21 protein-coding genes are annotated in these 26,182 nt (G+C 71.1%); 15 read left to right on the top strand and 6 right to left on the bottom strand.

The features are described from left to right. Positions 1-41: 41 nt before the first annotated feature. Both ACTMVF_RS31115 and thiD read left to right on the top strand, forming a co-directional pair. Positions 42-1,010, top strand: coding sequence for a thiamine-phosphate kinase (locus tag ACTMVF_RS31115; RefSeq protein ID WP_062709090.1), 969 nt, complete (start codon positions 42-44; stop codon positions 1,008-1,010). After that, entirely contained in the window at positions 1,007-1,816 is an 810-nt protein-coding gene (thiD, locus tag ACTMVF_RS31110) for a bifunctional hydroxymethylpyrimidine kinase/phosphomethylpyrimidine kinase (RefSeq protein ID WP_441274423.1), read from the top strand. Before ACTMVF_RS31115 ends, thiD begins: the two co-directional genes overlap by 4 nt. A 126-nt stretch (positions 1,817-1,942) precedes the next feature. On the opposite strand, the gene rpmB is transcribed toward thiD, so the two are convergent. Next, on the bottom strand, positions 1,943-2,128 hold the full coding sequence (rpmB, locus tag ACTMVF_RS31105; protein WP_003993230.1) for a 50S ribosomal protein L28: 186 nt from the start codon (positions 2,126-2,128) through the stop codon (positions 1,943-1,945). 257 nt (positions 2,129-2,385) lie between these two features. On the opposite strand from rpmB, the gene ACTMVF_RS31100 reads away from it, so the two are divergent. Further along, entirely contained in the window at positions 2,386-4,347 is a 1,962-nt protein-coding gene (locus tag ACTMVF_RS31100) for a DAK2 domain-containing protein (RefSeq protein WP_441274422.1), read from the top strand. Between the two features lie 55 nt (positions 4,348-4,402). Here the strand turns inward: ACTMVF_RS31100 and ACTMVF_RS31095 are convergent, their stop codons facing one another. Continuing rightward, complete coding sequence (locus ACTMVF_RS31095; protein ID WP_441274421.1) at positions 4,403-7,375, bottom strand: tetratricopeptide repeat protein; 2,973 nt, start codon at positions 7,373-7,375, stop codon at positions 4,403-4,405. Continuing rightward, positions 7,372-9,210, bottom strand: a complete 1,839-nt coding sequence (locus tag ACTMVF_RS31090; RefSeq protein WP_441274420.1) for an HSP90 family protein — start codon at positions 9,208-9,210, stop codon at positions 7,372-7,374. The genes ACTMVF_RS31095 and ACTMVF_RS31090 overlap by 4 nt, the downstream gene beginning before the upstream one ends. A gap of 190 nt (positions 9,211-9,400) precedes the next feature. Here ACTMVF_RS31090 and recG point away from each other — a divergent pair, with 190 nt between their 5' ends. The 8 genes from recG (at position 9,401) to mutM (ending at position 16,726) form a co-directional block, all read left to right on the top strand. Next, positions 9,401-11,608: an ATP-dependent DNA helicase RecG gene (gene recG, locus ACTMVF_RS31085; RefSeq protein WP_441274419.1), complete on the top strand. Its 2,208-nt coding sequence runs from the start codon at positions 9,401-9,403 to the stop codon at positions 11,606-11,608. Positions 11,609-11,714: 106 nt separating this feature from the next. Further along, a complete protein-coding gene (gene rsmD, locus ACTMVF_RS31080; protein WP_441274418.1) occupies positions 11,715-12,302 on the top strand; it encodes a 16S rRNA (guanine(966)-N(2))-methyltransferase RsmD in 588 nt (195 codons plus the stop codon). A gap of 26 nt (positions 12,303-12,328) precedes the next feature. Then, positions 12,329-12,808, top strand: a complete 480-nt coding sequence (gene coaD / locus ACTMVF_RS31075) for a pantetheine-phosphate adenylyltransferase (RefSeq protein ID WP_301996628.1) — start codon at positions 12,329-12,331, stop codon at positions 12,806-12,808. Between the two features lie 58 nt (positions 12,809-12,866). Then, positions 12,867-13,946: a cell division initiation protein gene (locus tag ACTMVF_RS31070; RefSeq protein ID WP_441274417.1), complete on the top strand. Its 1,080-nt coding sequence runs from the start codon at positions 12,867-12,869 to the stop codon at positions 13,944-13,946. A 138-nt stretch (positions 13,947-14,084) separates the two neighbouring features. Further along, positions 14,085-14,729: a YceD family protein gene (locus ACTMVF_RS31065; RefSeq protein ID WP_441274416.1), complete on the top strand. Its 645-nt coding sequence runs from the start codon at positions 14,085-14,087 to the stop codon at positions 14,727-14,729. Between the two features lie 2 nt (positions 14,730-14,731). Then, positions 14,732-14,905, top strand: a complete 174-nt coding sequence (gene rpmF / locus ACTMVF_RS31060; protein WP_003951102.1) for a 50S ribosomal protein L32 — start codon at positions 14,732-14,734, stop codon at positions 14,903-14,905. Positions 14,906-14,924: 19 nt separating this feature from the next. After that, a complete protein-coding gene (gene rnc, locus ACTMVF_RS31055) occupies positions 14,925-15,743 on the top strand; it encodes a ribonuclease III (protein ID WP_441274459.1) in 819 nt (272 codons plus the stop codon). Between the two features lie 122 nt (positions 15,744-15,865). Beyond that, the gene (mutM, locus tag ACTMVF_RS31050; protein WP_441274415.1) at positions 15,866-16,726 is read left to right on the top strand and encodes a bifunctional DNA-formamidopyrimidine glycosylase/DNA-(apurinic or apyrimidinic site) lyase; all 861 of its coding nucleotides are present in this window, start codon (positions 15,866-15,868) and stop codon (positions 16,724-16,726) included. On the opposite strand, the gene ACTMVF_RS31045 is transcribed toward mutM, so the two are convergent. Next, positions 16,699-17,100: a winged helix-turn-helix transcriptional regulator gene (locus tag ACTMVF_RS31045; protein ID WP_441274414.1), complete on the bottom strand. Its 402-nt coding sequence runs from the start codon at positions 17,098-17,100 to the stop codon at positions 16,699-16,701. The two genes, mutM and ACTMVF_RS31045, sit on opposite strands and share 28 nt — an antisense overlap. A gap of 180 nt (positions 17,101-17,280) precedes the next feature. Continuing rightward, positions 17,281-18,450, bottom strand: coding sequence for a CAP domain-containing protein (locus ACTMVF_RS31040; protein WP_441274413.1), 1,170 nt, complete (start codon positions 18,448-18,450; stop codon positions 17,281-17,283). 152 nt (positions 18,451-18,602) lie between these two features. Here ACTMVF_RS31040 and ACTMVF_RS31035 point away from each other — a divergent pair, with 152 nt between their 5' ends. The 4 genes from ACTMVF_RS31035 (at position 18,603) to ACTMVF_RS31020 (ending at position 25,009) form a co-directional block, all read left to right on the top strand. Beyond that, a complete protein-coding gene (locus ACTMVF_RS31035; protein ID WP_194040143.1) occupies positions 18,603-18,884 on the top strand; it encodes an acylphosphatase in 282 nt (93 codons plus the stop codon). 384 nt (positions 18,885-19,268) lie between these two features. Further along, complete coding sequence (locus tag ACTMVF_RS31030; protein ID WP_441274412.1) at positions 19,269-19,472, top strand: hypothetical protein; 204 nt, start codon at positions 19,269-19,271, stop codon at positions 19,470-19,472. Positions 19,473-19,726: 254 nt separating this feature from the next. Next, a complete protein-coding gene (smc, locus tag ACTMVF_RS31025; RefSeq protein WP_441274411.1) occupies positions 19,727-23,335 on the top strand; it encodes a chromosome segregation protein SMC in 3,609 nt (1,202 codons plus the stop codon). A 258-nt stretch (positions 23,336-23,593) separates the two neighbouring features. Next, the gene (locus ACTMVF_RS31020; protein ID WP_441274410.1) at positions 23,594-25,009 is read left to right on the top strand and encodes a sugar porter family MFS transporter; all 1,416 of its coding nucleotides are present in this window, start codon (positions 23,594-23,596) and stop codon (positions 25,007-25,009) included. Positions 25,010-25,125: 116 nt separating this feature from the next. Here the strand turns inward: ACTMVF_RS31020 and ACTMVF_RS31015 are convergent, their stop codons facing one another. Beyond that, a complete protein-coding gene (locus ACTMVF_RS31015) occupies positions 25,126-26,097 on the bottom strand; it encodes an LLM class flavin-dependent oxidoreductase (protein ID WP_441274409.1) in 972 nt (323 codons plus the stop codon). Between the last annotated feature and the right edge of the window lie 85 nt (positions 26,098-26,182).

The raw sequence follows: 26,182 nt of genomic DNA, 5'->3' as shown, positions 1-26,182 counted from the left end.
CGCGACCGGGTGCGGACAGGGACAGAAGGGGCGTAAGGGCAATGAAGGGCACTGTTGGTGAGCTCGGCGAGTTCGGGCTCATCAGGGAGCTCACCTCCCGTCTCACCACCACCCCGGCGGTCCGGGTCGGTCCCGGCGACGACGCCGCGGTGGTGGCCGCGCCCGACCGCAGGGTGGTCGCCAGCACCGACATCCTGCTGGAGGGGCGGCACTTCCGCCGCGACTGGTCCACGGCGTACGACGTCGGCCGCAAGGCCGCCGCGCAGAACCTCGCGGACATCGCCGCCATGGGCGCCGTGCCGACGGCGCTGCTGCTCGGCCTGGTCGTGCCGGCCGAACTCCCGGTGACCTGGCCGAGCGAGCTGATGGACGGCCTGCGCGACGAGTGCCAGGTCGCGGGCGCCTCGGTGGTCGGCGGGGACGTCGTACGGGGCGACACGATCATGGTGTCGATCACCGCGCTCGGCGATCTGCGCAACCAGGAGCCCGTGACGCGGGCGGGCGCGCAGCCCGGCGACCTCGTCGCGGTGACCGGCTGGCTGGGCTGGTCCGCCGCCGGATACGCCGTGCTCGCCCGCGGTTTCCGTTCGCCGCGGGCCTTCGTGGAGGCGCACCGGCGTCCCGAGCCGCCGTATCACGCGGGTCCCGCGGCGGCCGGGCTCGGGGCGACCGCGATGTGCGACGTCAGCGACGGGCTGATCGCCGACCTCGGGCACATCGCCGAGGCCAGCAAGGTCCGCATCGACATCCGCTCCGGCGCGATCGACATCCCGTCCCAGATGAACGACATCGGGCAGGCCGTCGGCGTCGACCCCATGCAGTGGGTGCTGACCGGGGGAGAGGACCACGCGATCGTGGCGACCTTCCCGCCGGACGTGAAGCTCCCTGCTCGCTGGAAGGTCATCGGCGAGGTCCTCAATCCCTCGGCGCTGCCCCAGGTGACGGTGGACGGGGCGCCGTGGACCAGCAAGGGCGGCTGGGACCACTTCGGCGGGGACATCGAGTCATGATCCCCGGCGTTCTTACGGTGGCGGGCTCCGACTCCGGTGGCGGCGCGGGCATCCAGGCCGACCTGAAGACGATGCTCGCGCTCGGCGTGCACGGCATGAGTGTCCTTACGGCGGTCACCGCCCAGAACTCCCTCGGTGTGCAGGGGGCCTGGGAGCTGCCGGTGGAGGCGGTGCGGGCCCAGTACCGCAGTGTCGTCGATGACATCGGCGTGCAGGCCGTCAAGACGGGGATGCTCGCGTCGGCCGAACTCGTCGAGGTGGTGGCCGAGTTGATCGGGGGGACGGACGCGCCCGCCGTGGTCGACCCGGTCGGCGTCTCCAAGCACGGGGACTCGCTGCTGGCGTCCTCCGCGCTGGACTCGGTGCGCACCAAGCTGCTGCCGGTGGCGACCGTCGCGACGCCGAACCTCGACGAGGTGGCCCAACTCACCGGCGTCCACGTGGAGTCGGAGGACGACCTGAGGCGAGCCGCGGCGGCCGTGCTGGCGTACGGGCCCCGTTGGGTCGTGGTCAAGGGCGGCCATCTGGCGGGCGACGCCGTGGACCTGCTCACCGACGGCACCGAGGAGCACTGGCTGCGCGCCCCGCGCCACGACAACCGGCACACGCACGGCACGGGCTGCACCCTCGCCTCCGCGATCGCGGCGGAGCTGGCGAAGGGCCGGTCCGTGCCGGAGGCGGTGGCGGCGGCCAAGGAGTACGTCACCGGGGCGATCGCGGCCGGGTTCGCGCTGGGCGGGGGGATCGGGCCCGTGGATCACGGCTGGGCCCTCACTCGGCCTCGGTGGGGTAATCCGTCAGCTTGACGTCCGGTCGCGGCCTGCCGGGCCTCGATCTTCGTGTGCGGGGCCTGGATAGCAAAAAGCCGGCCCACCGTGAGGTGGACCGGCTCAGTGCAGCGAACCAGCAGTGGCCGCGCGCTTAGCTGTGCGTCAGCGCGAGACCTTGCCGGCCTTGATGCACGAGGTGCAAGCGTTCACGCGCTTCGGCGTCCCGCCCACCACGGTACGGACGCGCTGGATGTTCGGGTTCCAGCGACGGGACGTACGGCGGTGCGAGTGCGAGATGTTGTTGCCGAAGCCCGGCCCCTTGCCGCAGACGTCGCAGTTGGCAGCCACGGGTCACTCCAAAGACTTCAGATGCACTTACGGTGGGATCCCGGCGGGCCGGGATCGAGATCGTAGGATCAGAGATCTGAGTGGCGCTGCCAGGAGGATGGCCCGATGGGATCGGGCAACCGGAGCAGCATACAACGACTGCGCCAGTGCAACGAAACTACCATGGCTGCTCAGGGGCCCGCTCCCGGCCCTCTTCCGCCGTACACCGGCCCTGGGTCTACGCTGCGTGCCACGTCCAGCAGCTCAAGGAGGCGCAGGTGGCGCACGTGCCGCAGACATTCTTCGATGCTCTCGCGGTGCGCACCTGGTGCGGCCTCGCGTTGGAGTCGCTGGGTCGCGCGCGTGAGGAGATCGACGCGATCAACGTCTATCCCGTGGCCGACGGTGACACCGGGACGAACCTGTATCTGACCGTGGAGTCGGCCGTGGCCGCGGTCGAGGCGGTGTTCGCCGGGCACGAGGTGGAGTCCGCGCGGACCGGGAGCCCCTCGCTCGCCGACGCCGTGCGGGCGATGGCGCACGGGGCGCTGATCGGGGCCCGGGGGAACTCCGGGACGATCCTCGCGCAGCTGCTGCGCGGCATGGCGCAGGTGCTCGCCGCCGACGGTGAGACGGCTCACACCGACGGGTCGGGCCTGCGGCTGGCCCTGCGGCGCGCCGCGGACTCCGCGCGCGCGGCCGTGGCCCATCCCGTCGAGGGCACGGTCCTCTCGGTCGCCTCGGCCGCCGCCGACGCGGCCATCGGGGCGGAGGGCGACTGCGGGACGGTCGCGCGGGCGGCCTACGAGGGGGCGCGTGCCGCCCTCGCCGCGACGCCCGGCCAGCTGGCCGTCCTGGAGCGCGCCGGGGTCGTCGACGCGGGTGGGCGGGGGCTGGTGGCGGTGCTCGCGGCGCTGGTGGAGACGTTCACCGGGGAGGCGCCGCGGGGGGTCGGAGCGTCGGCTACGGGTTCTGGTTCCGGTTCCGGGACGTATGCGCGGGGGAGGCAGGGGCCCCGGGACGGCGGGTTCGGCGGCACGCACGCACGCGTGGAGAGCGCGGAGGACGGCGCCCCGCACGCGCGCGTGGCGCCCGGCAAGGTCGGGGTGCCGCTCACGGACTTGGAGGCGGGAGCGTTTCCTGGGACGGACCTGGAGCCGGGTGCCTTTCCAGGGGGCGACGACCCTCTCCTCGTGTCGCCTGTGCCGGGAAGAGCGGCGGGGGAAGCGGCGGTCCCGGCGCACGCGCGCGGCGGCGCCGCAGCCCCGGGCGGCCTCGATGACTGCGCCGACGGTGCGGCCGACCATGGCGGAGGCGGCCCCGCCTTCGAGGTGATCTACCTCCTGGAGGCCGATGACGCGGCCGTCGCGCGGCTGCGGGCCCGGCTCGACGCCCTCGGGGACTCCCTCGTCGTGGTCGGCGGCGACGGGCTGTGGAACGTCCATGTGCACGTCGACGACGCGGGTGCCGCCGTGGAGGCGGGCGTCGAGGCCGGGCGGCCGTACCGGATCCGGATCACTCACTTCGGGCTCGGCGACGTCCACACCACCGGTGGCGAGCGGCCGCTGCGGGAGCGGGTTCAGCGCGCCGTGGTGGCCGTCGTGCCGGGCGAGGGCTTGGCCGGGCTGTACACCGAGGCCGGCGCGACCGCCGTGCTCGCGCGCCCCGGGGAGCCGCCCGCCAGCGGGGAGCTCGTCGACGCCGTACGGCGGGCTCACGCGCGCGAGGTCGTGCTGCTGCCCAATGACCCCGAGCTGCGCCACACCGCGGCCGCCGCGGCCGAGCAGGCCCGCGCGGAGGGCATCCGCGTGGCGCTGATCCCGACCCGCTCCGCGGTCCAGGGCATCGCGGCGCTCGCCGTGCACGAGCCGGAGCGCCGCTTCGACGAGGACGTCGTGTCGATGACCTCGGCGGCCGGCGCGACCCGGTACGGCGAGGTCGTCGTCGCGGAGCGCCAGTCCTGGACCATGGCCGGCATCTGCCAGGCCGGCGACGTCCTCGGGCTCATCGACGGCGACGTGGCCGTGATCGGCTCGGACGTCACGGCCACCGCGGAGACCGTCCTCGACCGCATGATCGCGGCCGGCGGCGAACTCGTCACGATCGTCCTCGGCGACGAGGCGCCGGAGGCGATCGCCGAGCACCTCGAAGCACGCGTGCGTGAGTCGTATCTCGCCGTCGACACGGTGGTGTACCGGGGCGGACGGCAAGGGGCGCTGTTGCTCATCGGCGTGGAATAGGGCGTCCCGGAGCCCTGCCGCGCGAGAGCCCGGGGCCCGGCCCTACCGTGCGCCGTTACTCCGTGCCCTGCTCCTCCACCACCTGAAGCATCTGCTGGGCCTCAGCCCGTCGCTCCTGCGCCGCCTCGTCGCCCTCGTCGGAGCCCGCGTACGCCGTCAGCACCGCACGCGCGCGGGCGGCGGCCCGGGCCGGGCGGCTCAGGTCGGCCTCCAGCCAGCCCGCGGCGAGTTCGGCGCCGGTGCGGCTGTGCAGGGCGTCGTCGCCGAGGGAGGCGAACACCGCGGCGGCCCGCGTCACCTGGGACAGGGCCTCCTCCAGTGCGGCCCGGATCGACTCGTCCTCGGCGTCCTCCGTGGCGGAACGGGCGAGCAGGTCGCTGAACTGCCTGTGGGTGTGCCCGAGTTCGGCGGTGAGCCGCTGCCGCGCCTCCGTGTCCTCCGTGGCGTCCAGTGCCGCCATGCACTCGCCGACCGCGCTCGCCATCAACTCGGACGCCGTGCCGCTCCTGCCCGCCGCGTCCTCGGCCGCCACGTCCTCCACCCGCAGCGCCAGCCACGCGCGGGCGCGCAGGGAGCGGACGAGGCCGTGGACGTTGCCCAGAGAGCGCCACAGCGCGCCCGCGCGCGCGTACGCCTCGTCCGCCTCGGCGTGCAGGCCCGCGTGGCCGAGGGACTCGGCGGCGAGGTGGGCGAGCGTGGCGTGGTCGTGCTGCTCGGGCCAGTGCCGGGCGATCTCGGCGGCCTGCAACCGGCGTTCGGCCGCCGCGCGGTGTTCGCCGAGCTCGCTCAGGCAGTCGCCGAGCCACCACTGTGTCTGGACGACCGCGCCGTCGCCGTGCGTCTCGGCGGTCAGGTCGGGCAGCGCCGACTCCAGCACCTCGGCGGCCTCGGCCCACCGTCCCTGCCGCAGCAGGAACCCGCCGAGCTGTTGCCGCGCCCATGCGCCCAGCGTGCGGCTCTCGCCCGCCTCGTCGGCCCAGTGCGCCGCCTGAAGGGCGTGTTCGGCGGCCTCCTCGGTCAGCCCACGCCCGCCGAGCACCTCGGCCAGCTGGAGGTTCAGCTGGGCCCGTCCGGTCGCCTCGAGGTGCGGCCCGCCGTGCTCCAGGGCCGCCCGCAGCGCCCGCTCGGCCTCCGCCGTGTCGCCGAGATGGTGCGCGAGCCCGGCCAGCCGGGCCTCGTACTCCACCGCGAACCAGGGCAGCCCCGCCCCGACGAACGCCTCCGAGGCCCGCGCGAACAGCTCCGCGGCCCCTTCCACGTCCCCGGTGAGCGCCGCCAGCTCCGCGAGCATCGCCTGCGCCTCCGCGGCCCGCGAGGCGAGACGCACGTCGTCCCCGGTCCGCCCGTCGACGAGCGCGAGCACCTCCCGCGCGGCGGTCTCGGCGTCGGCCAGGACGGCGCCGTGCACCGCGTCCTCCGCCTCGTGCACCCGGCGCATCAGGATCCGCGCCCGGCTCATCAGTACGGCCGCCGTCTGACGTACCTCGGTGCCGTCCTCGGCGTACAGGGCGAGAATCCGGTCGTACAGGCCGGCGATGGTGGTGAGAGCCTGCGGCACCTCGCCCGAGAGAGCGCGTACGTACGCTCCACGCGCGCGTGCCGCCAGGGCCTCCCCGGGGTCGCCCGCCTCCGCGTACAGCCCGGCGGCCTCCTCGAACAGGGCGATGCCCTCGGGGCCCAGGTCCATCGCCTGGTGATCGGCGATCTCCGCACGGTCGCGGGCGGCGAGCTCGACGCCCTCGGCGGCCCGGGCGACGGCCGCCCAGGCCTCGATGGCGTTCGGCTGCAGGGTGTCCGACAGACGGCGTGCCTCGGCGAGCAGCGCGACCAGATCGGGCCGCGGGTCCGGGTTCTCCGGCACGCTCACCGCAGCCGGACCGGGCGACGTCACCGCCGTGGGCCGAGCCGGCGTACGCACCCCCAAAGGCAGCCGCTCCACCAGTGGCCGCTGGTCCATGCGCGCGCGTGCCCGCTCGCTGATGTGTGCCGTGCCGTTGCGCCGGTCGAAGCGCTCGGCCAGGGCGAGGGCCTCCCCGCGCGCGTGGACGGCGAGTTCATGAGCGGTCCAGGTGCGGCCCGCCGGACCGGGCACCCGCTGATCACCCAGCCCGAGCACGCTCAGACGGTCCATGAGCAGGGCCACCACCGCCATGAACTCCAGCTTGCTGCGCGGATGCCCGTCGTCGGTGAAGTACGCGGGCCGCTCGGCGAGCAGCTCCAGGCCGCGCGCCTCGTTGCCGGTCAGCGCACAGAACTCCACGTGGTCCGCGTAGGCCCCGCGCATGCTCTCCATGGCCCGTACGAGCCTGAAGCCCCGCAGATGATTGGCGCGGGCCTCGTCGACGCGCCCCAGGCGCAGCAGCGGCGTCAGAGAGGACGCGAGGACCGTGTGCGGCTCATGGGCGCAGGTGAACTCGCCCTCCAGGACCGGCCCCCACAGCTGAAGCCCCTGCGCGTCCCGGCCCCGTTCCGCCTGCCACCACCCCTGCCCGTGCAGCTCGCAGGCGTGGCAGTCGGCCATGCTGTCCCGGTCGGCGGCCAGCCAGGCGGCATACGCCCGCTCGGCCCGCGCCACGTCCCCGACATGCGCGGCCACGCTGAACTCGGCGCTGCGCACGGCCCGTTCGGAGTGCCCGGCGAGCCGGTAGCGGTGCTCCATCTCGCCGAGCCACTTCTCGATCGAGGCGAGCGGGATGTGCGGCTGGTCGAGCATGCCGGACGACATCCACTTGAAGACCCAGTGCAGTGTGTGCGTCTCGTACTCGTCGAAGTCCTCGGGCCGCTCGTCCCACATGCGCAGCAGACGCGCGAAGGGGACGAACATCTTGTCCTTCTCGGAGCTGTAGTTGTAGACCTTCAGCTGGTGTCCGAGCGCCTCGATCACGGCGAGCGGGATGTTCAGCTTCTCGGCCTCGGCGAGCAGCTGCTCCGCGCGCGCGTTGCGGGCGGGGCCCTCCGGCTGCTCGCCGTTCTCCGCCATCGCCCGGCGCAGTGAGTCGAAGGCCGCGGTCCCGTCGATTCCGCTCATCGGCGGCCCTCCTCGCCGTTCGTGGCCCATTCCAGCAGGCCGATGAAGGCCCGGTTCAGCAGCGCCGAGTCCGCGGGCCTGAGCGGTCGCTGCGCCATCAGCAGCGCCTGCCCGTAGAGGGACTCGGTGGCGGTGCCGATCAGCTCCGGATCGCCCAGGGAACTGATCTTCCGGATCAGCGGGTTGAGATGGTTGAGCACGAGACGCGCGCGTGGCGTGCTGCCGCGCAGCGAACCGAGGATGCCCGCCCACAGGTCGTCCGCCTGCTCCTGCGCCTCCGCACGCGCCTGCTCGTGCCGGGCTTCCCGGTCGTCGAGGTGGAGTGCGGGCACGGACAGCGGATGGAAGGAGCGCAGGACGACGTCACAGCCCAGGGGGTCGAGCTTGGCCCGCGCGGCCGCCAGGAAGCCCGCCAGGGCCAGCTCCTCGGCCGGGTCCACCGAGTCCAGATGGGCGGTCACGGTGTCCGCGTCCAGCTCGGCGACGACCGTCCCCGGCCGCACCGACGGAAGCGCCTCGACCAGCTCGCTGTCGTACGTGTAACCGCCGTTGATCACCCCGACGCCCTGCGCGGACGCGATCGGCGCGACCTGCCGGTACTCCTCGACGGTCCGCGTGAAGTGCACCACGGGGTGCCGCTGCGCGAACTCCTCCAGGGACAGCCGCCCGTCGGTCGTCTCGAAGGGCAGCCACGGCAGCATCGTGCGCAGCATCTCCTTGTCGTGCCGCGCGAGGGACTTCACGCCCAGGTGGTGCACGGTCAGGAAGGCCGCCAGCCGTTCCGGATCACCGGCCGCCAGACCGGTCAGCCACGACCGAATCCTTTCGCCCAGCGCCTCCCGTACGGCCGCCAGCGTCTCGTCCTCGTACAGCGACTCCCGCGAGGCCGTCGGCCGCAGGCTGTCCGTGTCGAGCACGCACCGCACGAAGAACGCCCAGTCCGGCAGCAGCTGTTCGGCCCGCTCGGTCAGCAGCATGCCCTTGAGGTGGACGCGATGACCGGCCCGCTGGGCGGGGCTGACCGCCGACGGAAGGACGTAGGCCATGCCCCGGATCCCCGCGAGCGGCACGTCCAGGTCGATCGAGTCCAGCGGCGTGAAGCCGAACAGGTCGTGGCAGTGCCGGGCCAGGGCAACCCGGCGGTTGGCGGGGGAGGGGTACGGCCGGTCCCAGGGCGCGGGCAGGTCGGTGACCGCCTCTCCGTCGACCCGGACGTCGTACGGCAGCAGCGAGCCGAAGTCCCGCGCCAGCGCCAGCACCCGGTCCTCGGCCAGCCACTCGGCGGCACCCGCCCGCGCCACCAGGTGCACGGTGGTCCCCGGTTCGGCGCGGGCGTCGTCCGGCAGCGTCTGCACGGTGTACGACCCGTCGTCCGTGGCCGTCCACTCCACGGGCGCCGCGTCCGGCGTACGGGCGCTGCGGCTGACGACGCGGATCCGCTCGGCGACCACGAAACAGGCCAGCAGACCGATGCCGAACTGCCCCAGGAAGTCGGAGCGGGCCTCCTGCAGCCCCTCGGCGCGCTTGGAGCTGCGCCCGATGGTCGCGAGGAGGTTGTGCACGTCCGCCTCGGTGAGCCCGACCCCGGAGTCCTCGACCCGCAGGGCGCCCGACTCGGCGTACAGGCGGACCACGGCGGGCGCGCCCGGCTCCTCGGCCCGTCTGGCGGTGATGGCGTCGACCGCGTTCTGCAGCAGCTCGCGCAGGTAGACCTTGGGACTGGAGTAGAGGTGATGGGAGAGCAGGTCCACCAGACCGCGCAGGTCGACCTGGAACGTATGAGGTGACTGGGGCGGCTGAGGGGCCTGGGATGACTGTGAGGTCTGGGAGTCCATCGTCACGGCGCCGTTGGGGGGACTTGGCGACGGCGCGGGGTCGGGCGGTCCCGGTGAGGCGGTGACCGCGAAAGGATGGCCGGAGCGCGCCATCCTAGAGCCGGAACGAGCCGCCTGACCAGGGGTTTCCGGGACGTTTACCAACACGGCCGCCGCGACCGCTACGGCATTGTCAGTGCCGTGGTGTGGAATGGATCTCGTGCCCGCACTGGAAGAACCACTGAAGAAAGTGCTCGGCCCTCCCACCGCGAAGGTGATGGCCGAGCATCTCGGCCTGCACACCGTCGGCGACCTCCTACACCACTACCCCCGCAGATACGAGGAGCGCGGCCAGCTCACCCACCTCGCCGACCTCCCGATGGACGAGCACGTCACGGTGGTCGCGATGGTCGCCGACGCCCGCCTGCACACCTTCGCCTCCAGCAGGGCCCCCCGGGGCAAGGGCCAGCGCCTCGAAGTCACGATCACGGACGGCAGCGGCCGCCTCCAACTGGTCTTCTTCGGCAACGGCGTTCACAAGCCCCACAAGGAGCTCCTGCCGGGCACACGCGCGATGTTCGCGGGCAAGGTCTCCGTCTTCAACCGCCGTCTCCAACTGGCGCACCCGGCATACGAGTTGCTGCGCGGCGACTCGGAGGAGACGGTCGAGACCTGGGCCGGCGCCCTCATTCCCCTCTACCCCGCCACCGCCAAACTGGAGTCCTGGAAGATCGGCAAGGCGATCCAGACGGTCCTGCCCAGCGCCCAGGAGGCCGTCGACCCGCTCCCGGACTCCCTCCGCGAGGGCCGCGGCCTGGTCTCCCTTCCCGAGGCCCTCCTGAAGATCCACCGCCCGCACACCAAGGCCGACATCGAGGACGCCCGCTCCCGCCTCAAGTGGGACGAGGCCTTCGTCCTCCAGGTCGCCCTGGCCCGCCGCCGGCACGCCGACGCCCAACTCCCCGCGGTGGCCCGCAAACCCAAGCCGGACGGCCTCCTCACGGCCTTCGACGACCGCCTCCCCTTCACGCTGACCGAGGGACAGCAGAAGGTCTCGAAGGAAATCTTCGACGATCTGGCGACAGAGCATCCGATGCACCGGCTGCTGCAGGGAGAGGTCGGTTCCGGAAAGACCATGGTGGCCCTGCGCGCCATGCTCGCCGTCGTCGACGCCGGCGGTCAGGCCGCGATGCTCGCGCCCACCGAAGTGCTGGCCCAGCAGCACCACCGCTCCATCGTCGAGATGATGGGCGAGCTGGCCGAGGGCGGAATGCTGGGCGGGGCCGAGCAGGCCACGAAGGTCGTGTTGCTCACCGGTTCCATGGGAGCCGCCGCCCGCCGCCAGGCCCTGCTCGACCTGGTCACCGCAGAGGCCGGGATCGTGATCGGCACGCACGCGCTGATCGAGGACAAGGTGCAGTTCCACGACCTCGGTCTGGTCGTGGTCGACGAACAGCACCGCTTCGGCGTCGAGCAGCGCGACGCCCTGCGCGGTAAGGGCAAGCAGCCCCCGCACCTGCTGGTCATGACCGCGACCCCCATCCCACGCACGGTCGCCATGACCGTCTTCGGCGACCTGGAGACCTCGGTCCTCGACCAGCTCCCGGCCGGCCGCTCCCCGATCGCCAGCCATGTCGTCCCGGCCGCCGACAAGCCCCACTTCCTGGCCCGCGCCTGGGAGCGGGTGCGGGAAGAGGTGGAGAACGGCCACCAGGCGTACGTCGTCTGCCCCCGCATCGGCGACGAGGAGGACGACCCGAAGAAGACCGGCAAGAAGAAGTCCCCCGAGGACGAGGCGGAGAAGCGCCCGCCGCTCGCGGTCCTCGACGTGGCGGACCAGCTCTCCAAGGGGCCTCTCCAAGGCCTCGAGATCGAGGTCCTGCACGGCAGGATGCACCCCGACGACAAGGACGCCGTCATGCGTCGCTTCGCCGCCGGCGAGACGGACGTCCTGGTCGCCACGACGGTCATCGAGGTCGGCGTGAACGTCCCGAACGCCACGGCGATGGTGATCATGGACGCCGACCGCTTCGGCGTCTCCCAGCTCCACCAACTGCGCGGCCGAGTGGGCCGGGGCTCGGCACCCGGCCTCTGTCTCCTGGTCACCGAGATGCCGGAGGCGAGCGCCGCCCGCCAGCGCCTCAACGCCGTCGCGTCCACCCTCGACGGCTTCGAACTCTCCCGCATCGACCTGGAACAGCGCCGCGAGGGCGACGTCCTGGGCCAGGCCCAGTCCGGGGCACGGTCCAGTCTGCGGGTCCTGGCGGTCATCGAGGACGAGGAGATCATCGCGGAGGCGCGGGAGGAGGCGGCGGCGCTGGTGGCCGCCGATCCGGAGCTGACGGGACTTCCCGGCCTGCGGACGGCCCTGGAGGCTCTCTTGGACGAGGAGAGGGAGCAGTACTTGGAGAAGGGGTGAGGGAGACTCCCTCAGGGGCGCGGGGCTGTAGTCCATATGCGGCTACCGCCGCGCGGGCCCGACCAGCCACACTGAACCTGTAGACGCCCACAACCAAGGACCAAAGATGACCCGCGTGATCGCCGGCGCAGCCGGCGGACGTCGTCTGGCCGTGCCCCCCGGCACGGGAACACGCCCCACCTCCGACCGCGCACGCGAGGGCCTCTTCTCCACCTGGCAGTCCCTCCTCGGCGGCCCTCTGGAGGGCGAACGAGTCCTCGACCTCTACGCGGGCTCGGGCGCGGTCGGCCTCGAAGCCCTGTCCCGCGGCGCGAGCCACACCCTCCTCGTCGAGGCCGACGCCCGAGCCGCACGCGTCATCCGCGAGAACGTCAGGAATCTCGGCCTCCCCGGCGCCGAGGTGAGGTCGGGCAAAGCCGAGCAGATCATCCAGACCCCGGCGCCGACCGAGCCGTACGACCTCGTCTTCCTGGACCCGCCGTACAGAGTCACAGATCACGATCTTCGCGAGATTCTCCTCACACTCCGCTCAGGGGGCTGGCTCGCGCCGGAGGCCCTCGTCACCGTGGAGCGCAGCACCAGAGGCGGGGAATTCCGATGGCCGGACGGCTTCGAAGCGCTCCGGGCCCGTCGCTACGGCGAGGGAACGTTTTGGTACGGTCGCGCCGCCTCTACGTGCGAAGACGCACGATGACCGGACCGGAGAGCGAGGGATCACAAGTGCGCCGCGCCGTCTGTCCCGGGTCGTTCGACCCCATCACCAACGGACACCTCGACATCATTTCCCGCGCCTCCAGGCTGTACGACGAGGTCTATGTCGCAGTCATGATCAACAAGGCCAAGAAGGGCCTGTTCGAGGTCGACGAACGGCTCGACCTGATCCGCCAGGTCACGGCCGAGTACGGCAACGTCCGGATCGAGGCCTTCCACGGCCTCCTCGTCGACTTCTGCAAGCAGCGCGACATCCCCGCCATCGTCAAGGGCCTGCGCGCGGTCAGCGACTTCGACTACGAGCTGCAGATGGCCCAGATGAACAACGGCCTGTCCGGCGTCGAGACACTGTTCGTGCCGACCAACCCGACCTACAGCTTCCTCTCCTCCTCACTCGTCAAGGAAGTCGCCACCTGGGGCGGGGACGTCTCCCACCTGGTGCCCCCAGTGGTCCTCGAAGCCCTGAACAAGCGCCTGCGCAGGGACTGATGGGGCTACAGTCGTCCCGTCCGTCTCCATCACAGCTGTAGAGAGTGGCGAGCACACGGTGGACGTACAGAAGAAGCTCGACGAGATCGTCGCGGCCGTCTCGGGTGCCCGGTCGATGCCCATGTCGGCCTCGTGCGTGGTCAACCGAGCCGAACTGCTCTCGATGCTCGAAGATGTCCGCGCGGCCCTGCCCGGCTCCCTCGCCCAGGCCCAGGAGCTGATCGGCGACCGCGAACAGATGGTCGAGCAGGCCCGTCAGGAAGCCGAGCGGATCATCCACTCCGCGCACGCCGAGCGCGGCTCGCTGATCTCCGACACCGAGGTCGCCCGCCGCTCCCAGGCCGAGGCCGACCGCATCCTCGCCGAGGCCCGCAAGGAGGCCGAGGACATCCGCGCCGAGGCCGACGACTACGTCGACTCCAAGCTCGCCAACTTCGAGGTCGTCCTCACCAAGACCCTCGGCTCCGTCGGCCGCGGCCGCGAGAAGCTCCTCGGCACGGGCCCCGGCACCGACGAGAACGGTTACCAGGACGAGGACGCCCCCGAGCGCAGCCACGACCCCGAGACCCTGCGCCGCACCGCCGACGAGTACGTCGACGTCAAGCTCGGCGCCTTCGAGGCGGTCCTGGCCAAGACCCTGGAGGCCGTCGGCCGCGGCCGCCAGAAGCTGCACGGCCGTATCGCCACCGACGACCTCGGCGCCCTCGCCGACGACACCAGCACCGTCCAGCACTCCAGCGACGCCGACTACCTGGCCGACCTCGCCGCCCTCGCGGAGCAGGACGCCCCGGCAGCCCCCGCCGAGCAGCCCGCACAGCAACAGCAGCAGTACGACCAGCAGGCGGCCGTGCAGCCGGCGTACGGCTACCAGCAGCAGAGCGCGGATCCGTACGCCGGCTACCAGCAGGGCTACGGCGGCCAGCAGGACCCGTACGGCTACCAGCAGGCCGACCCCTACGCCTACCAGGGCTACGCCCCCCAGCAGGCCGCCTACGACCCGAACCAGGCCCAGCAGCAGACCGCGCAGCAGACCTCGCAGGGCAATGACGGCTACGCCCTCGACGAGACCAGCCTCTTCGACACCAGCATGATCAGCGCGGAGCAGCTGCGGGCCTACGAGCAGGGGCGCGGCCAGTAAGGGGCCACCGGATTGGGCCGTGAGGGAAAGGTCCAGTATCCTGGCTCTTCGGTCGCGTGTACGTCCGCGATCACCGCTGCCCGGGAACACCGCAGGGCAGCAACCCTCTGAGCTCAGTAGATCGAAAGCAGGAATGGCGTGACAGCCCGCCTCGACCACCGCAACCCTCTCGTGTTCGACACGCACGAGCTGGGCCGGCGGCCCGGTGCGCTGCAGCGCCTGTCCCGCACGGTCGACGCCCCCAAGGACCTCGGTCTCAAGGACGTCATCGGAGTGCCGGAAGGCGCCCCGGTGGAGCTCGAACTCCGACTCGAGTCGGTCATGGAAGGTGTGCTTGTCACAGGCACCGGCCGTGCACAGGCCGAGGGGGAGTGCGTAAGGTGTCTGGAGCCGCTTCAGCTCGACGTCGAAGCGGACTTCCAGGAGATGTTCTCGTACCCTGACGCCGATGATCGGGGCCGTCACCACCACGGTGCGGAACCCGGCGACGACGCCGAGGACGACGAGGACAGGCTCTTTCTCGAGGACGGCCTGTTCGACCTCGAACCCGTGCTGCGTGATGCGGTGGTGCTCGCACTGCCGATGCAGCCGGTGTGCCAGGAAGACTGCCCAGGACTGTGCGCCGAGTGCGGCGCACGCCTCGCGGACGACCCGGACCACCACCATGACGCCGTCGACATCCGTTGGGCGGCACTGCAGGGACTCGCCGGTTCACTCGAAGACGGCGAGAAGGACGAGATGAGCGGCGCCGAACCGGGCGTCGACGAGAAGCAGGAGAAGTAGCCGTGGCTGTTCCGAAGCGGAAGATGTCGCGCAGCAACACGCGCCACCGCCGGTCGCAGTGGAAGGCTGCGGTCCCCACCCTGGTTGCGTGCGAGCGCTGCCACGAGCCCAAGCAGCAGCACATCGCGTGCCCGTCTTGCGGCACCTACAACAAGCGCCAGGTCCTCGAGGTCTGAGCGGCTGGTGAGAGGCACTGTGTCCACGCCGAAGAAGAACGCAGCGGACAACACGGCCTCGTCCCACACGCTGTTGGAAGGGCGGCTCGGGTACAAGCTCGAGTCCGCCCTTCTGGTGCGTGCGCTGACCCACCGCTCCTACGCATACGAGAACGGCGGTCTGCCCACCAACGAGCGCCTGGAGTTCCTCGGGGACTCCGTCCTCGGCCTCGTGGTCACGGACACGCTGTACCGCACCCACCCCGACCTGCCCGAAGGCCAGCTGGCCAAGCTGCGGGCCGCGGTGGTCAACTCGCGTGCGCTGGCGGAGGTCGGTCGCGGCCTTGACCTTGGTTCCTTCATCCGGCTCGGCCGCGGTGAAGAGGGCACGGGCGGCCGGGACAAGGCATCCATCCTCGCCGACACCCTGGAAGCGGTGATCGGCGCGGTCTATCTCGACCAGGGCCTGGACTCGGCGGCGGAGCTGGTGCACCGCCTGTTCGACCCCCTGATCGAGAAGTCCTCGAACCTCGGAGCCGGCCTGGACTGGAAGACCAGTCTCCAGGAGCTCACCGCGATCGAAGGCCTCGGAGTCCCCGAGTACCTGGTCACGGAGACCGGCCCCGACCACGAGAAGACCTTCACTGCTGCCGCCCGCGTCGGAGGCGTCTCGTACGGCACCGGCACCGGCCGCAGCAAGAAGGAGGCGGAGCAGCAGGCCGCGGAATCCGCGTGGCGGTCCATCAAGGCCGCGGCGGACGAGCGTGCCGAGAAGGCGAAGGCGGCGGCAGATGCCGTCGAGCCCGAGCCCGAGCCTGAGCCCGAGCCCGACGCCGACGCGTCATCGGCCTCCGCCTGACCGAACAGCGCGATCCGAGCGCCCGTGCCCGCCGTGGGCCGGGCGCTCGGCTCATATCCTCAGTCGTAGAAACACGGTCGTAGACAGACGGTCGTAGGAACACGGGGGAGTACGGGGGAGCCATGCCCGAGTTGCCCGAGGTCGAGGTGGTACGGCGCGGTCTGGAGCGGTGGGTCGCCCATCGCACCGTCGCCGACGCCGAGGTGCTGCACCCGCGTGCCGTACGCCGGCACATCGCCGGTGCGGACGACTTCGCGCACCGCCTCAAGAGCCACCGGATCGGCATGCCGAGCCGTCGCGGCAAGTACCTGTGGCTGCCCCTGGAGGACACGCACCAGTCGATCCTGGCGCACCTCGGGATGAGCGGCCAGCTGCTGGTGCAGCCGCAGAGCGCGCACGACGAGAAGCACCTCAGGATCCGCGTGCGGTTCGCGGACGCCCTCGGCACCGAACTGCGCTTCGTGGACCAACGCACCTTCGGCGGCCTGTCGTTGCACGACAACACCCCCGACGGCCTGCCCGACGTCATCGCGCACATCGCCCGCGATCCGCTGGACCCGCTCTTCGACGACGAGGCCTTCCACCAGGCCCTGCGCCGCAAGCGCACCACCATCAAACGGGCCCTGCTCGACCAGTCGTTGATCAGCGGAGTCGGCAACATCTACGCGGACGAGGCCCTTTGGCGCACCCGCCTCCACTACGACCGCCCGACCGCGACCTTCACCCGCCCGCGCAGCCTCGAACTCCTGGGTCACGTAAGGGACGTCATGAACGCCGCCCTCGCGGTGGGCGGCACGAGCTTCGACAGCCTGTACGTCAACGTCAACGGCGAGTCGGGCTACTTCGACCGGTCACTGGACGCGTACGGACGTGAAGGGCTGCCGTGCAAGCGGTGCGGTACGCCGATGCGTCGGCGGCCCTGGATGAACCGGTCCAGCTACTTCTGCCCGAAGTGTCAGAGGGCGCCGCGCGTCTCGTCGTAACGCCGGCGTGCTTCGAGTACGTCGTCCATCTCCCCCTCCACGAAGTGGATGAGGGCCAGCAACCGCTCGGCGACCCCGCGCCCCAGCGGCGTCAGCTCGTAGTCGACCCGGGGCGGATTGGTCGGCTGGGCCTCGCGGTGCACCAGGCCGTCGCGCTCCAGGGCGTGCAGGGTCTGGGACAGCATCTTCTCGCTGACGCCGTCGACCCGGCGCCGCAGCTCGTTGAAGCGCAGCGAGCCCTCGTACAGGGCGCCCAGGGTGAGCCCGCCCCAGCGGCCCGTGACGTGCTCCAGCGTGCCGCGCGAGGGGCAGGCCTTGGCGAACACGTTGTACGGGAGGTCCTGCACCGGCGTGCGCTCCTGTGTGGTGTCCATGGCTCAAGCGTACTCGCATGCAGCGCTATCGCAGGGTTTGCGCTAACTTATCGTTAGTCTTTCGAGGCCCGATCCTCGCCGCGGCGACGCCAGGTCGCTGCGTAGACCCTGCCGCACGAAGGGCGCCCAACCGGTCACCTACCGGATGGGCGCCCTCGTCGTACGTGCTCGTACCTGCTCTCAGTACCCGAAGTCCTGCGTCCACCAGGGCCCGCCGGAGCCGAAGTGCACACCGACCCCCAGCGTCTTGAAGTCGCAGTTCAGGATGTTGGCCTTGTGGCCGGGGCTGTTCATCCAGGCGTCCATCACCGCGGCGGCGTCGGCCTGGCCGCGGGCTATGTTCTCGCCGCCGAGGTCGGTGATGCCCGCCTTCGCGGCCCGGTCCCACGGAGAGGCCCCGCTGGGGTCGGTGTGGTCGAAGAAGCCCCGCGAGGCCATGTCCTCGCTGAAGTCCTGGGCCAGATCGGCCAGCGAGCTGTTGGCGGCGACCGCGCTGCAGCCCACCTGAGCGCGCTCCTCGTTGACGAGCTTCAGCACCTCGGCCGCGGCGGCGGTCTCCGCGGACACCGTCACCGGGGCGCTGGTCTTCTCCTTCTCCGGTGCCTTCTCGGGCGCCTTCGTGGCCGTACGCGAAGGGGTCTCCTTCGGCTTCTGGCTGGGCGTGGCCGAGGGCTTCTTCGACGGGGTCTTCGTCGGTGCGGCCGACGAGGTCGACGGGGACGGCGAGGTGGGCCGCTGGGCGTCGCGGCTCGTCGAGCCGCCATCGCCCTGGAGCTCGGCACTGCCGGAGGTGCCGCCCTGCTCGCTCGGGGAGTTGGTCGGGGTGTCGGCGGCCTGCACCTTGTCCGCGCCCGAACCGCCGAGCTGGTAGTTGTCGATGCCGGGCACCACACCGGTGGCGACCGCGACGGTGCCCAGCGCGACCGCCGCGGAGACGCCGAGCAGCCCGGTCTTCACCGGAGCCACGGCCCGCTTCTTGCGGCGGCGGTGCGAGCCGCCCGCGGGCCGCCGGGAGTCGCCGGCGGGCTTGAAGCCGTCACTGCGGAGGACCGCGGTGGTCGCGCCTGCGGCGGAGCCGGCGGCGGATGTGGCGTCGCCCGGGAAGGTCGTGGTGCCGGTGACCAGGTCGAAGTCGTCGTCCGTGGCGAACAGGTAGGCGTCGCTCTTCGCATAGGCCTCGGCGTACGCCTCCGGGTTCAGATAGGGCGCGATGCCCATCTTCGGAGGGTGGTCGCTCGTGTGCGAGTCCCGTGGGGGGTGGCCCTCCGTATAAGAGCCGTCCGTATGTGTGACCCCCGTGGCGCGGCCCGTGGCGGCGCGGCCGGCGGCGGAGCGTCGGTGGCGTCCCATGTCCTGGCCTTCCTCGTCCGTGCGGTCTCAACGTCCTCACAGAACTCACACGATCGAGTGAGTTTCATATGAGATTCATTGGGTGGGGACGGTACCCCATGGCGCCAGGGGAGGAAGTGCCCGGAGAGGTATTGGCCCGTTAGGTTGCACTCATGAGCGAGGATGTACGGCTGGTCGCCTGGGTGCGTGGACGCGTCCAAGGTGTGGGTTTTCGCTGGTTCACGCGGGCCAAGGCGCTCGAGATCGGCGGCCTGAGTGGTTTTGCTCTCAATTTGGACGACGGACGGGTCCAGGTCGTCGCGGAGGGAGCCCGGGACGGCTGTGAGGGGCTCCTGGACTGGCTTCAGGGCGACGACACGCCCGGGCGTGTGGACGGTGTCACCGAGATCTGGGACACACCTCGCGGGGGTTACGACGGCTTCGCCATCCGCTGAGCCGGATCCGTGAAACGGCCCTGGTGCAAGCGTAAGGACGTGCCCCCCGGCAACTGCCCCGAGCAGAAAGAAGCAGGTGGTTGCCAAGAAGCGCTTGCACTGGCAGGCTCCGCACGCAAGGATGATCGCCACGCCCCGAGGGGCCCGCAGGAGTCGCCGCGCAGCCGCCATTCGGCCGTGTGCCCCCGGGTTTGCCCCCCAATACGGGGCGTGATCGTGTTGACCGTCAAACTTTTTGGTGAGACGCTGAAAGCCCCGCGCACCTTAGCTGTTTGGCGTGGCTGAACGGCAGCACAACTCCAGGCCTGCCAAGCAACCGCGGGTGCGAATCCCTCACGACCCACACCGCATCGGTCGGTCACTCAGTGTGGAGGACCATCCATCATGGCAAAGGCGCTTCTCGGTTACGTCGGCGGCTCCGACCCTCGACTCCTCGCCGAGATGCGACGGCTCCAGCAGCGTGTCCAGGACCTGGAATCCGAACTCGGACGAATCCAGGCGGAGAAAGACGCTCTGCAGGCTGCCGCTTCTCACGACAGGATCATGGAGAGCATCGACGCACACCAGGCGGAGCCTGCGCTCACCTGATCACTGCATCGCTCCACAACAGCACAAGCAGTGGTTGGGCGGCCCGTATCCAACCGCTAAGTAGTAGTCAGGCGACTGGCGTGCCAGCCGTCAGAAGTTGCAAGGGACGCTTCGGCGTCCCTTCTTTCTTGCCCCCGGCTTTACTGCCTCGCGCATCCTTTCACCCTCTTTAACGTCTGGTGTGCCCTGCACGTTCATCGGTGAAACCGTTGGTTCATGGAGTGACATCCGGGCGGAAGGTAGAGTCCAGCGGCGTGCACCTCAAGGCCCTGACCCTCCGCGGGTTCAAGTCGTTCGCCTCGGCGACCACACTCCGGTTCGAGCCGGGGATCACGTGCGTCGTCGGTCCGAACGGATCGGGCAAGTCCAATGTGGTGGACGCGCTCAGCTGGGTCATGGGTGAGCAGGGTGCCAAGTCGCTGCGCGGCGGCAAGATGGAGGACGTCATCTTCGCCGGCACCACCGGCCGCCCGCCGCTGGGCCGCGCCGAGGTGTCCCTGACCATCGACAACTCCGACGGGGCGCTGCCCATCGAGTACTCCGAGGTCACCATCACGCGGATCATGTTCCGCAACGGCGGCAGCGAGTACCAGATCAACGGCGACACCTGCCGCCTCCTCGACATCCAGGAACTGCTGTCCGACTCCGGCATCGGCCGCGAGATGCACGTCATCGTCGGCCAGGGCCAGCTCGACTCCGTCCTGCACGCCGACCCCATGGGCCGCCGCGCCTTCATCGAGGAGGCCGCGGGCGTCCTCAAACACCGCAAGCGCAAGGAGAAGGCGCTCAGGAAGCTGGACGCGATGCAGGCCAACCTCGCGCGCGTGCAGGACCTGACGGACGAGCTGCGCCGGCAGCTGAAGCCGCTGGGCCGCCAGGCGGCGGTGGCGCGCAGGGCCGCTGTCATCCAGGCGGATCTGCGCGACGCCCGCCTCCGCCTCCTCGCCGACGATCTCGTACGGCTGCGTGAGGCGCTCCAGGCCGAGGTGGCCGACGAGGCCGCGCTGAAGGAGCGCAAGGAGGCCGCCGAGCAGCAGCTGAAGAAGGCGCTCCAGCGCGAGGCGCTCCTGGAGGACGAGGTGCGGCAGCTCACGCCGCGGCTGCAACGGGCCCAGCAGACCTGGTACGAGCTGTCCCAGCTCGCGGAGCGGGTGCGCGGCACGATCTCGCTGGCCGACGCGCGCGTGAAGAGCGCCACCTCGGCGCCGCCGGAGGAGCGCCGGGGCCGCGACCCCGAGGACATGGAGCGCGAGGCCGCCCGCATCCGCGAGCAGGAGGCCGAGCTGGAAGCGGCCCTGGAGGCGGCCGAGCGGGCCCTGGAGGACACGGTCGCCCACCGGGCCGAACTGGAGCGGGAGCTCACGCAGGAAGAACGGCGCCTGAAGGACGTCGCCCGCGCCATCGCGGATCGCCGTGAGGGCCTGGCCCGGCTGAACGGCCAGGTCAACGCGGCCCGTTCACGTGCGGCCTCCGCCCAGGCCGAGATCGACCGCCTGGCCGCCGCCCGGGACGAGGCCCAGGAGCGGGCCTTCGCCGCGCAGGAGGAGTACGAGGCCCTGAAGACCGAGGTCGACGGCCTGGACGCCGGCGACGCGGAACTGGGGGAGCAGCACGAGGCGGCGAAGCAGCAGCTCGCGGAGGCGGAGGCCGCGCTCACCGCAGCCCGCGAGGCGGCCACCGCGGCGGAACGGGCGCGCGCCGCGACCCAGGCCCGGCACGAGGCGCTGGCGCTCGGCCTGCGCCGCAAGGACGGCACCGGGATACTGCTCGGCGCGCGTGACCGTCTGACCGGCCTCCTCGGCCCGGCGGCGGAAATGCTGACGGTGACACACGGCTACGAGGTTGCCCTGGCGGCGGCCTTCGGGGCCGCGGCGGACGCGATCGCGGTGACGTCACCGTCGTCGGCGGCGGAGGCGATCAGGCTGCTGCGCAAGCAGGACGGCGGCCGAGCCGCACTTCTCTTGGCAGGGGAGTCGGAAGCGCCCCAAAGGGGCGCGGGGAACCGCGCGACCAACCACGACGAACCCGCAGACGCCCGACCGCCTGTCATGGCAGCCCCCGGAGGGCGCTTCGCAGTCGACTTGGTTCGCGGCCCTTCCGAGCTCATGCCCGCCGTACGCCGCCTCCTCCACGGCATCGTCGTCGTCCCCACCCTCGAAGACGCCGAAGAACTCGTCTACGCCCACCCCGACCTCACCGCCGTAACCGCCGAAGGCGACCTCCTCGGCGCCCACTTCGCGCACGGCGGCTCCGCCGGCGCCCCCAGCCTCCTCGAAGTACAGGCCTCCGTGGACGAGGCCGCCGCCGAGCTGGAAGAGCTGGCCGTACGGTGCGAGGAACTGGCCGAGACGCAGCAGACGGCGGCCGAGCACCGCAAGGCATCCGCCGCGCTCGTCGAAGAGCTGGGGGAGCGGCGCCGGGCCGCCGACCGGGAGAAGTCCGCCGTGGCCCAGCAGCTCGGCCGGCTCGCAGGCCAGGCAAGGGGCGCGGCGGGCGAAGCGGAGCGCTCCGTCGCCGCCGCCGCGCGGGCGCAGGAGGCGCTCGACAAGGCCCTCCAGGACGTCGAGGAACTGGCCGAACGGCTCGCCGTCGCCGAGGAGATGCCGGTCGAGGAGGAACCCGACACGTCGGTACGGGACCGTCTCGCCGCCGACGGCGCCAATGCGCGCCAGACCGAGATGGAGGCGCGCCTCCAGGTCCGTACGCACGAAGAACGTGTCAAGGGACTCGCCGGCCGCGCCGACTCCCTCGACCGCGCCGCCCGAGCGGAGCGGGACGCACGCGCGCGTGCCGAGCAGCGGCGGGCCCGGCTGCGCCACGAGGCGGCCGTCGCCGAAGCCGTCGCCTCCGGTGCGCGCCAACTCCTCGCGCACGTCGAGGTCTCCCTCGCCCGCGCCGACGAGGAGCGCACCGCCGCCGAGGCCGCCAAGGCGCGGCGCGAGCAGGAGCTCACTGTCGCCCGTAACCAGGGCCGCGACCTCAAGGCCGAACTCGACAAGCTGACCGACTCCGTCCACCGCGGCGAAGTCCTGGGCGCCGAGAAGCGGATGCGGATCGAGCAGCTGGAGACCAAGGCGCTGGAGGAACTGGGCGTCGAACCGGCGGGGCTCGTCTCCGAGTACGGCCCCCACCAGCTCGTACCGCCCTCCCTGGCCGCCGAGGGCGAGCAGCTCCCCGAGGACCCCGAGCACCCCCGCAACCAGCCCAAGCCCTTCGTCCGGGCCGAACAGGAGAAGCGGCTCAAGGCGGCCGAGCGGGCCTACCAGCAGCTCGGCAAGGTCAATCCGCTCGCCCTGGAGGAGTTCGCGGCGCTGGAGGAACGGCACAAGTTCCTCAGCGAGCAGCTCGAGGACCTGAAGAAGACCCGCGCCGATCTGCTCCAGGTCGTCAAGGAGGTCGACGAGCGCGTCGAGCAGGTCTTCACCGAGGCCTACCGGGACACGGCCCGGGAGTTCGAGGGCGTCTTCAGTCGGCTGTTCCCCGGTGGCGAGGGACGGCTGATCCTGACCGATCCCGACAACATGCTCACGACGGGCGTCGACGTCGAGGCACGTCCCCCCGGCAAGAAGGTCAAGCGGCTGTCGCTGCTCTCGGGTGGTGAGCGCTCACTCACCGCCGTCGCCATGCTGGTGTCGATCTTCAAGGCCCGGCCCAGCCCGTTCTATGTCATGGACGAGGTCGAGGCCGCCCTCGACGACACCAACCTGCAGCGGCTGATCCGCATCATGCAGGAGCTGCAGGAAGCCTCGCAGCTGATCGTGATCACCCACCAGAAGCGCACGATGGAGGTCGCCGACGCGCTGTACGGCGTCTCCATGCAGGGCGACGGTGTGTCGAAGGTCATCAGCCAGCGGCTTCGCTAGCGCCGGCTTCGGCCGCTTTCACCTGCGGCGCCGTCGTGGCTTGTCTCGCAGTTCCCCGCGCCCCTGGGTTGGCCTCCACCATTCCTTCAAGAAGTGAAGGCATGTCAGCTAGTCGCGTCTCCAAAGTCACAGCTCTGCGCCTATTGACTTCGAAACTTGAAGGCATAGTCTCTGCAACGTTGCTTTTACCTTCAGGTATCACTACTTGGAGCGGCTGACCCCCACCCGGCAGCGTTGCCGGTGGCCCGAGGAGTACACGTGACCAGCACAGCGCAGGCACCGAAGTCAGGAGCCAGGACGGCTCATCCCGAGCACCTCGGGCACGTCGTCTTCATCACCGCGGCGGCCGCCATGGGCGGCTTCCTCTTCGGCTACGACAGCTCCGTCATCAACGGAGCCAACGGTGGCATCCAGGCCCGGTTCGACCTCAGCTCCGGCGTCACCGGTACCGTCGCCGCCAGTGCCCTGCTCGGCAGCGCCGTGGGTGCCGCGATCGCCGGCCGCATAGCCGACCGCATCGGCCGCATCCGCGTCATGCAGATCGCGGCGGTGCTGTTCGCCGTGAGCGCCGTCGGCTCCGGCCTCCCGTTCGCCGCGTGGGACCTCGCCGCCTGGCGTGTCCTCGGCGGCATCGCCATCGGCATGGCCTCGGTCATCGGCCCGGCCTACATCGCCGAGGTCGCCCCGCCCGCGTACCGCGGCAGGCTCGCCTCGTTCCAGCAGGCCGCCATCGTCATCGGCATCGCCGTCTCCCAGCTGGTCAACTGGGCCATCCTGAACATGGCCGACGGCGAGGAGCGTGGAACGGTCGCGGGCCTGGAGGCCTGGCAGTGGATGCTCGGCGTGATGCTGGTCCCCGCCGTGATCTACGGCCTGCTGTCGTTCGCCATTCCCGAGTCCCCGCGCTACCTGATCAGCGTCGGCCGCGTCGACGACGCGAAGAAGGTGCTCGCCGACGTCGAGGGCGGCGTGGACCTGGACGCCCGGGTCGCCGAGATCGACCAGGCCATGCGCAGCGACCACAAGTCCACGTTCAAGGACCTGCTGGGCGGCAAGTTCGGCCTGCTGCCGATCGTGTGGATCGGTATCGGCCTCTCCGTCTTCCAGCAACTGGTCGGCATCAACGTCATCTTCTACTACTCGAACCTGCTGTGGCAGTCCGTCGGCGTCGACCCGTCGAGCTCGTTCTTCTACTCCTTCGAGACCTCGATCATCAACATCATCGGCACCGTGATCGCGATGATCTTCGTCGACCGCATCGGCCGCAAGCCGCTCGCCCTCATCGGCTCCGTCGGCATGGGCATCTCGCTCGCGGCCGCCGCCTGGTCCTTCTCCTTCCAGAACGGCAACGACCCGCTGCCGACCGCGCAGGGTTACGTGGCGCTGATCGCCGCCAACGCGTTCGTCCTCTTCTTCGCCATGTCGTGGGGCGTGGTCGTCTGGGTCATGCTCGGCGAGGTCTTCCCCAACAAGATCCGCGCCGCCGCCCTGGGCGTGGCCGCCTCGGCCCAGTGGATCGCCAACTGGGTCATCACGATCACCTTCCCGGACCTGTCGGACTGGAACCTGTCGCTGACGTACGTGATGTACGCGGTGTTCGCCTTCCTCTCCATCCCGTTCATCCTCAAGTTCGTGCCCGAGACCAAGGGCAAGAAGCTGGAGGAGATGGGCTGACCGGCCCCCGGACTCGGGGGGAAGGGCCAAGTCCCCGCTGCCCCTCTCCCCGTAACCCGCCGCCGCCCCGGCTCGGCCACTGCCCGAGCCGGGGCGGCGGTTTCGTGTACGAAAGGTCAGTCACCGAGCCCGGGCAGCACCTGCTCGCAGAACAACCGCAGGCTCCGCCACCCCTCCTCCACCGGCATCCCACCCGACAGCGGGTGCAATACGTAGTTGGCGTGCCCCAGCGCCACACACTCGTCCGGCGTCACGATCCGGTACACACCCTCGGCGCGCAGCTCCTCCACCGTCGTGGCCGCCGACTTCACCGCGGACCGTACGTCCCCGGACTGCCAGGAGGCGTACGTCCGCGCCTCGTGCAGGAAGTGCCCGCCGTACCGGGCCCACGCCCGGTCCGGGTCCTCGGCGATGTGCAGCAGCGGTGTCTCGGCGGCCGGCATCATCGTCCAGCCTTCGGTGCCGTACTCGACGAGCCGCTCCTTGTAGTACGCCTCCAGCTCCGGCAGATGCGCGCTGGGGAAGAACGGCAGGCCGAGCCGGGCGGCCCGGCGGGCGGCGGCCTTCGAGGAGCCGCCGACCAGGAGCAAGGGGTGCGGGTCGGTGTACGGGCGCGGGGTGACCCGTACCGTACGGCCCCGGTACTCGAAGGGCTCGCCGGTCCATGCCCTGAGCAAGGTGTCGAGGAGCTCGTCCTGGATTCTGCCGCGCCGCTTCCAGTCCACGTCGAACTGGGCGTACTCCTCGGGCCGGTACCCGATCCCGGCGACCGTCACCAGCCGCCCGCCGCTCAGCAGGTCCAGCACGGCGATCTCCTCGGCCAGCCGCAGCGGGTCGTGCAGCGGGCCGATGATCGCCGACACGGTGACCGCGATCCGGCGCGTCGCGCCGAAGACCGCGGCCGCGAAGGCGAAGGGGGAGGGGAGCCAGTTGTTGTCGGCGCCGTGGTGCTCCTCGGTCTGCACGGTGGTGATGCCGTGCTCGTCGGCGTACGCGGCCATCTCCAGGGCCGCCCGATAGCGGGCGGCGAGCGAGGCGGGGGTCGCGTCGGGCTCGACCAGGTTGAAGCGTACGACCGTGACGGGCATGGGGGTCCCCCTTCACAGGGCGGGTGTGAAGGCGGACGTTAGCTGACGGTGTGTCAGACATCCAGAGGGGTGTCGCCGGACTCCA

Source organism: Streptomyces sp. SD31, assembly GCF_052068475.1.
Classification (GTDB): domain Bacteria; phylum Actinomycetota; class Actinomycetes; order Streptomycetales; family Streptomycetaceae; genus Streptomyces.
The sequence above is the reverse complement of the archived record's forward strand: the minus strand, read 5'-3'. Positions and strand labels throughout refer to the sequence as shown.

Excerpts from the sequence above, each read along its gene's own strand:
- ACTMVF_RS31030 (WP_441274412.1), top strand. The coding sequence starts at position 19,269 with ATGGCAAAGGCGCTTCTCGGTTACGTCGGCGGCTCCGACCCTCGACTC.
- ACTMVF_RS31090 (WP_441274420.1), bottom strand. The coding sequence starts at position 9,210 with ATGGACTCCCAGACCTCACAGTCATCCCAGGCCCCTCAGCCGCCCCAG.
- ACTMVF_RS31015 (WP_441274409.1), bottom strand. The coding sequence starts at position 26,097 with ATGCCCGTCACGGTCGTACGCTTCAACCTGGTCGAGCCCGACGCGACC.
- thiD (WP_441274423.1), top strand. The coding sequence starts at position 1,007 with ATGATCCCCGGCGTTCTTACGGTGGCGGGCTCCGACTCCGGTGGCGGC.
- recG (WP_441274419.1), top strand. The coding sequence starts at position 9,401 with ATGGATCTCGTGCCCGCACTGGAAGAACCACTGAAGAAAGTGCTCGGC.
- ACTMVF_RS31045 (WP_441274414.1), bottom strand. The coding sequence starts at position 17,100 with ATGGACACCACACAGGAGCGCACGCCGGTGCAGGACCTCCCGTACAAC.
- mutM (WP_441274415.1), top strand. The coding sequence starts at position 15,866 with ATGCCCGAGTTGCCCGAGGTCGAGGTGGTACGGCGCGGTCTGGAGCGG.
- ACTMVF_RS31040 (WP_441274413.1), bottom strand. The coding sequence starts at position 18,450 with ATGGGACGCCACCGACGCTCCGCCGCCGGCCGCGCCGCCACGGGCCGC.
- ACTMVF_RS31115 (WP_062709090.1), top strand. The coding sequence starts at position 42 with ATGAAGGGCACTGTTGGTGAGCTCGGCGAGTTCGGGCTCATCAGGGAG.
- ACTMVF_RS31035 (WP_194040143.1), top strand. The coding sequence starts at position 18,603 with ATGAGCGAGGATGTACGGCTGGTCGCCTGGGTGCGTGGACGCGTCCAA.
- ACTMVF_RS31095 (WP_441274421.1), bottom strand. The coding sequence starts at position 7,375 with ATGAGCGGAATCGACGGGACCGCGGCCTTCGACTCACTGCGCCGGGCG.
- rsmD (WP_441274418.1), top strand. The coding sequence starts at position 11,715 with ATGACCCGCGTGATCGCCGGCGCAGCCGGCGGACGTCGTCTGGCCGTG.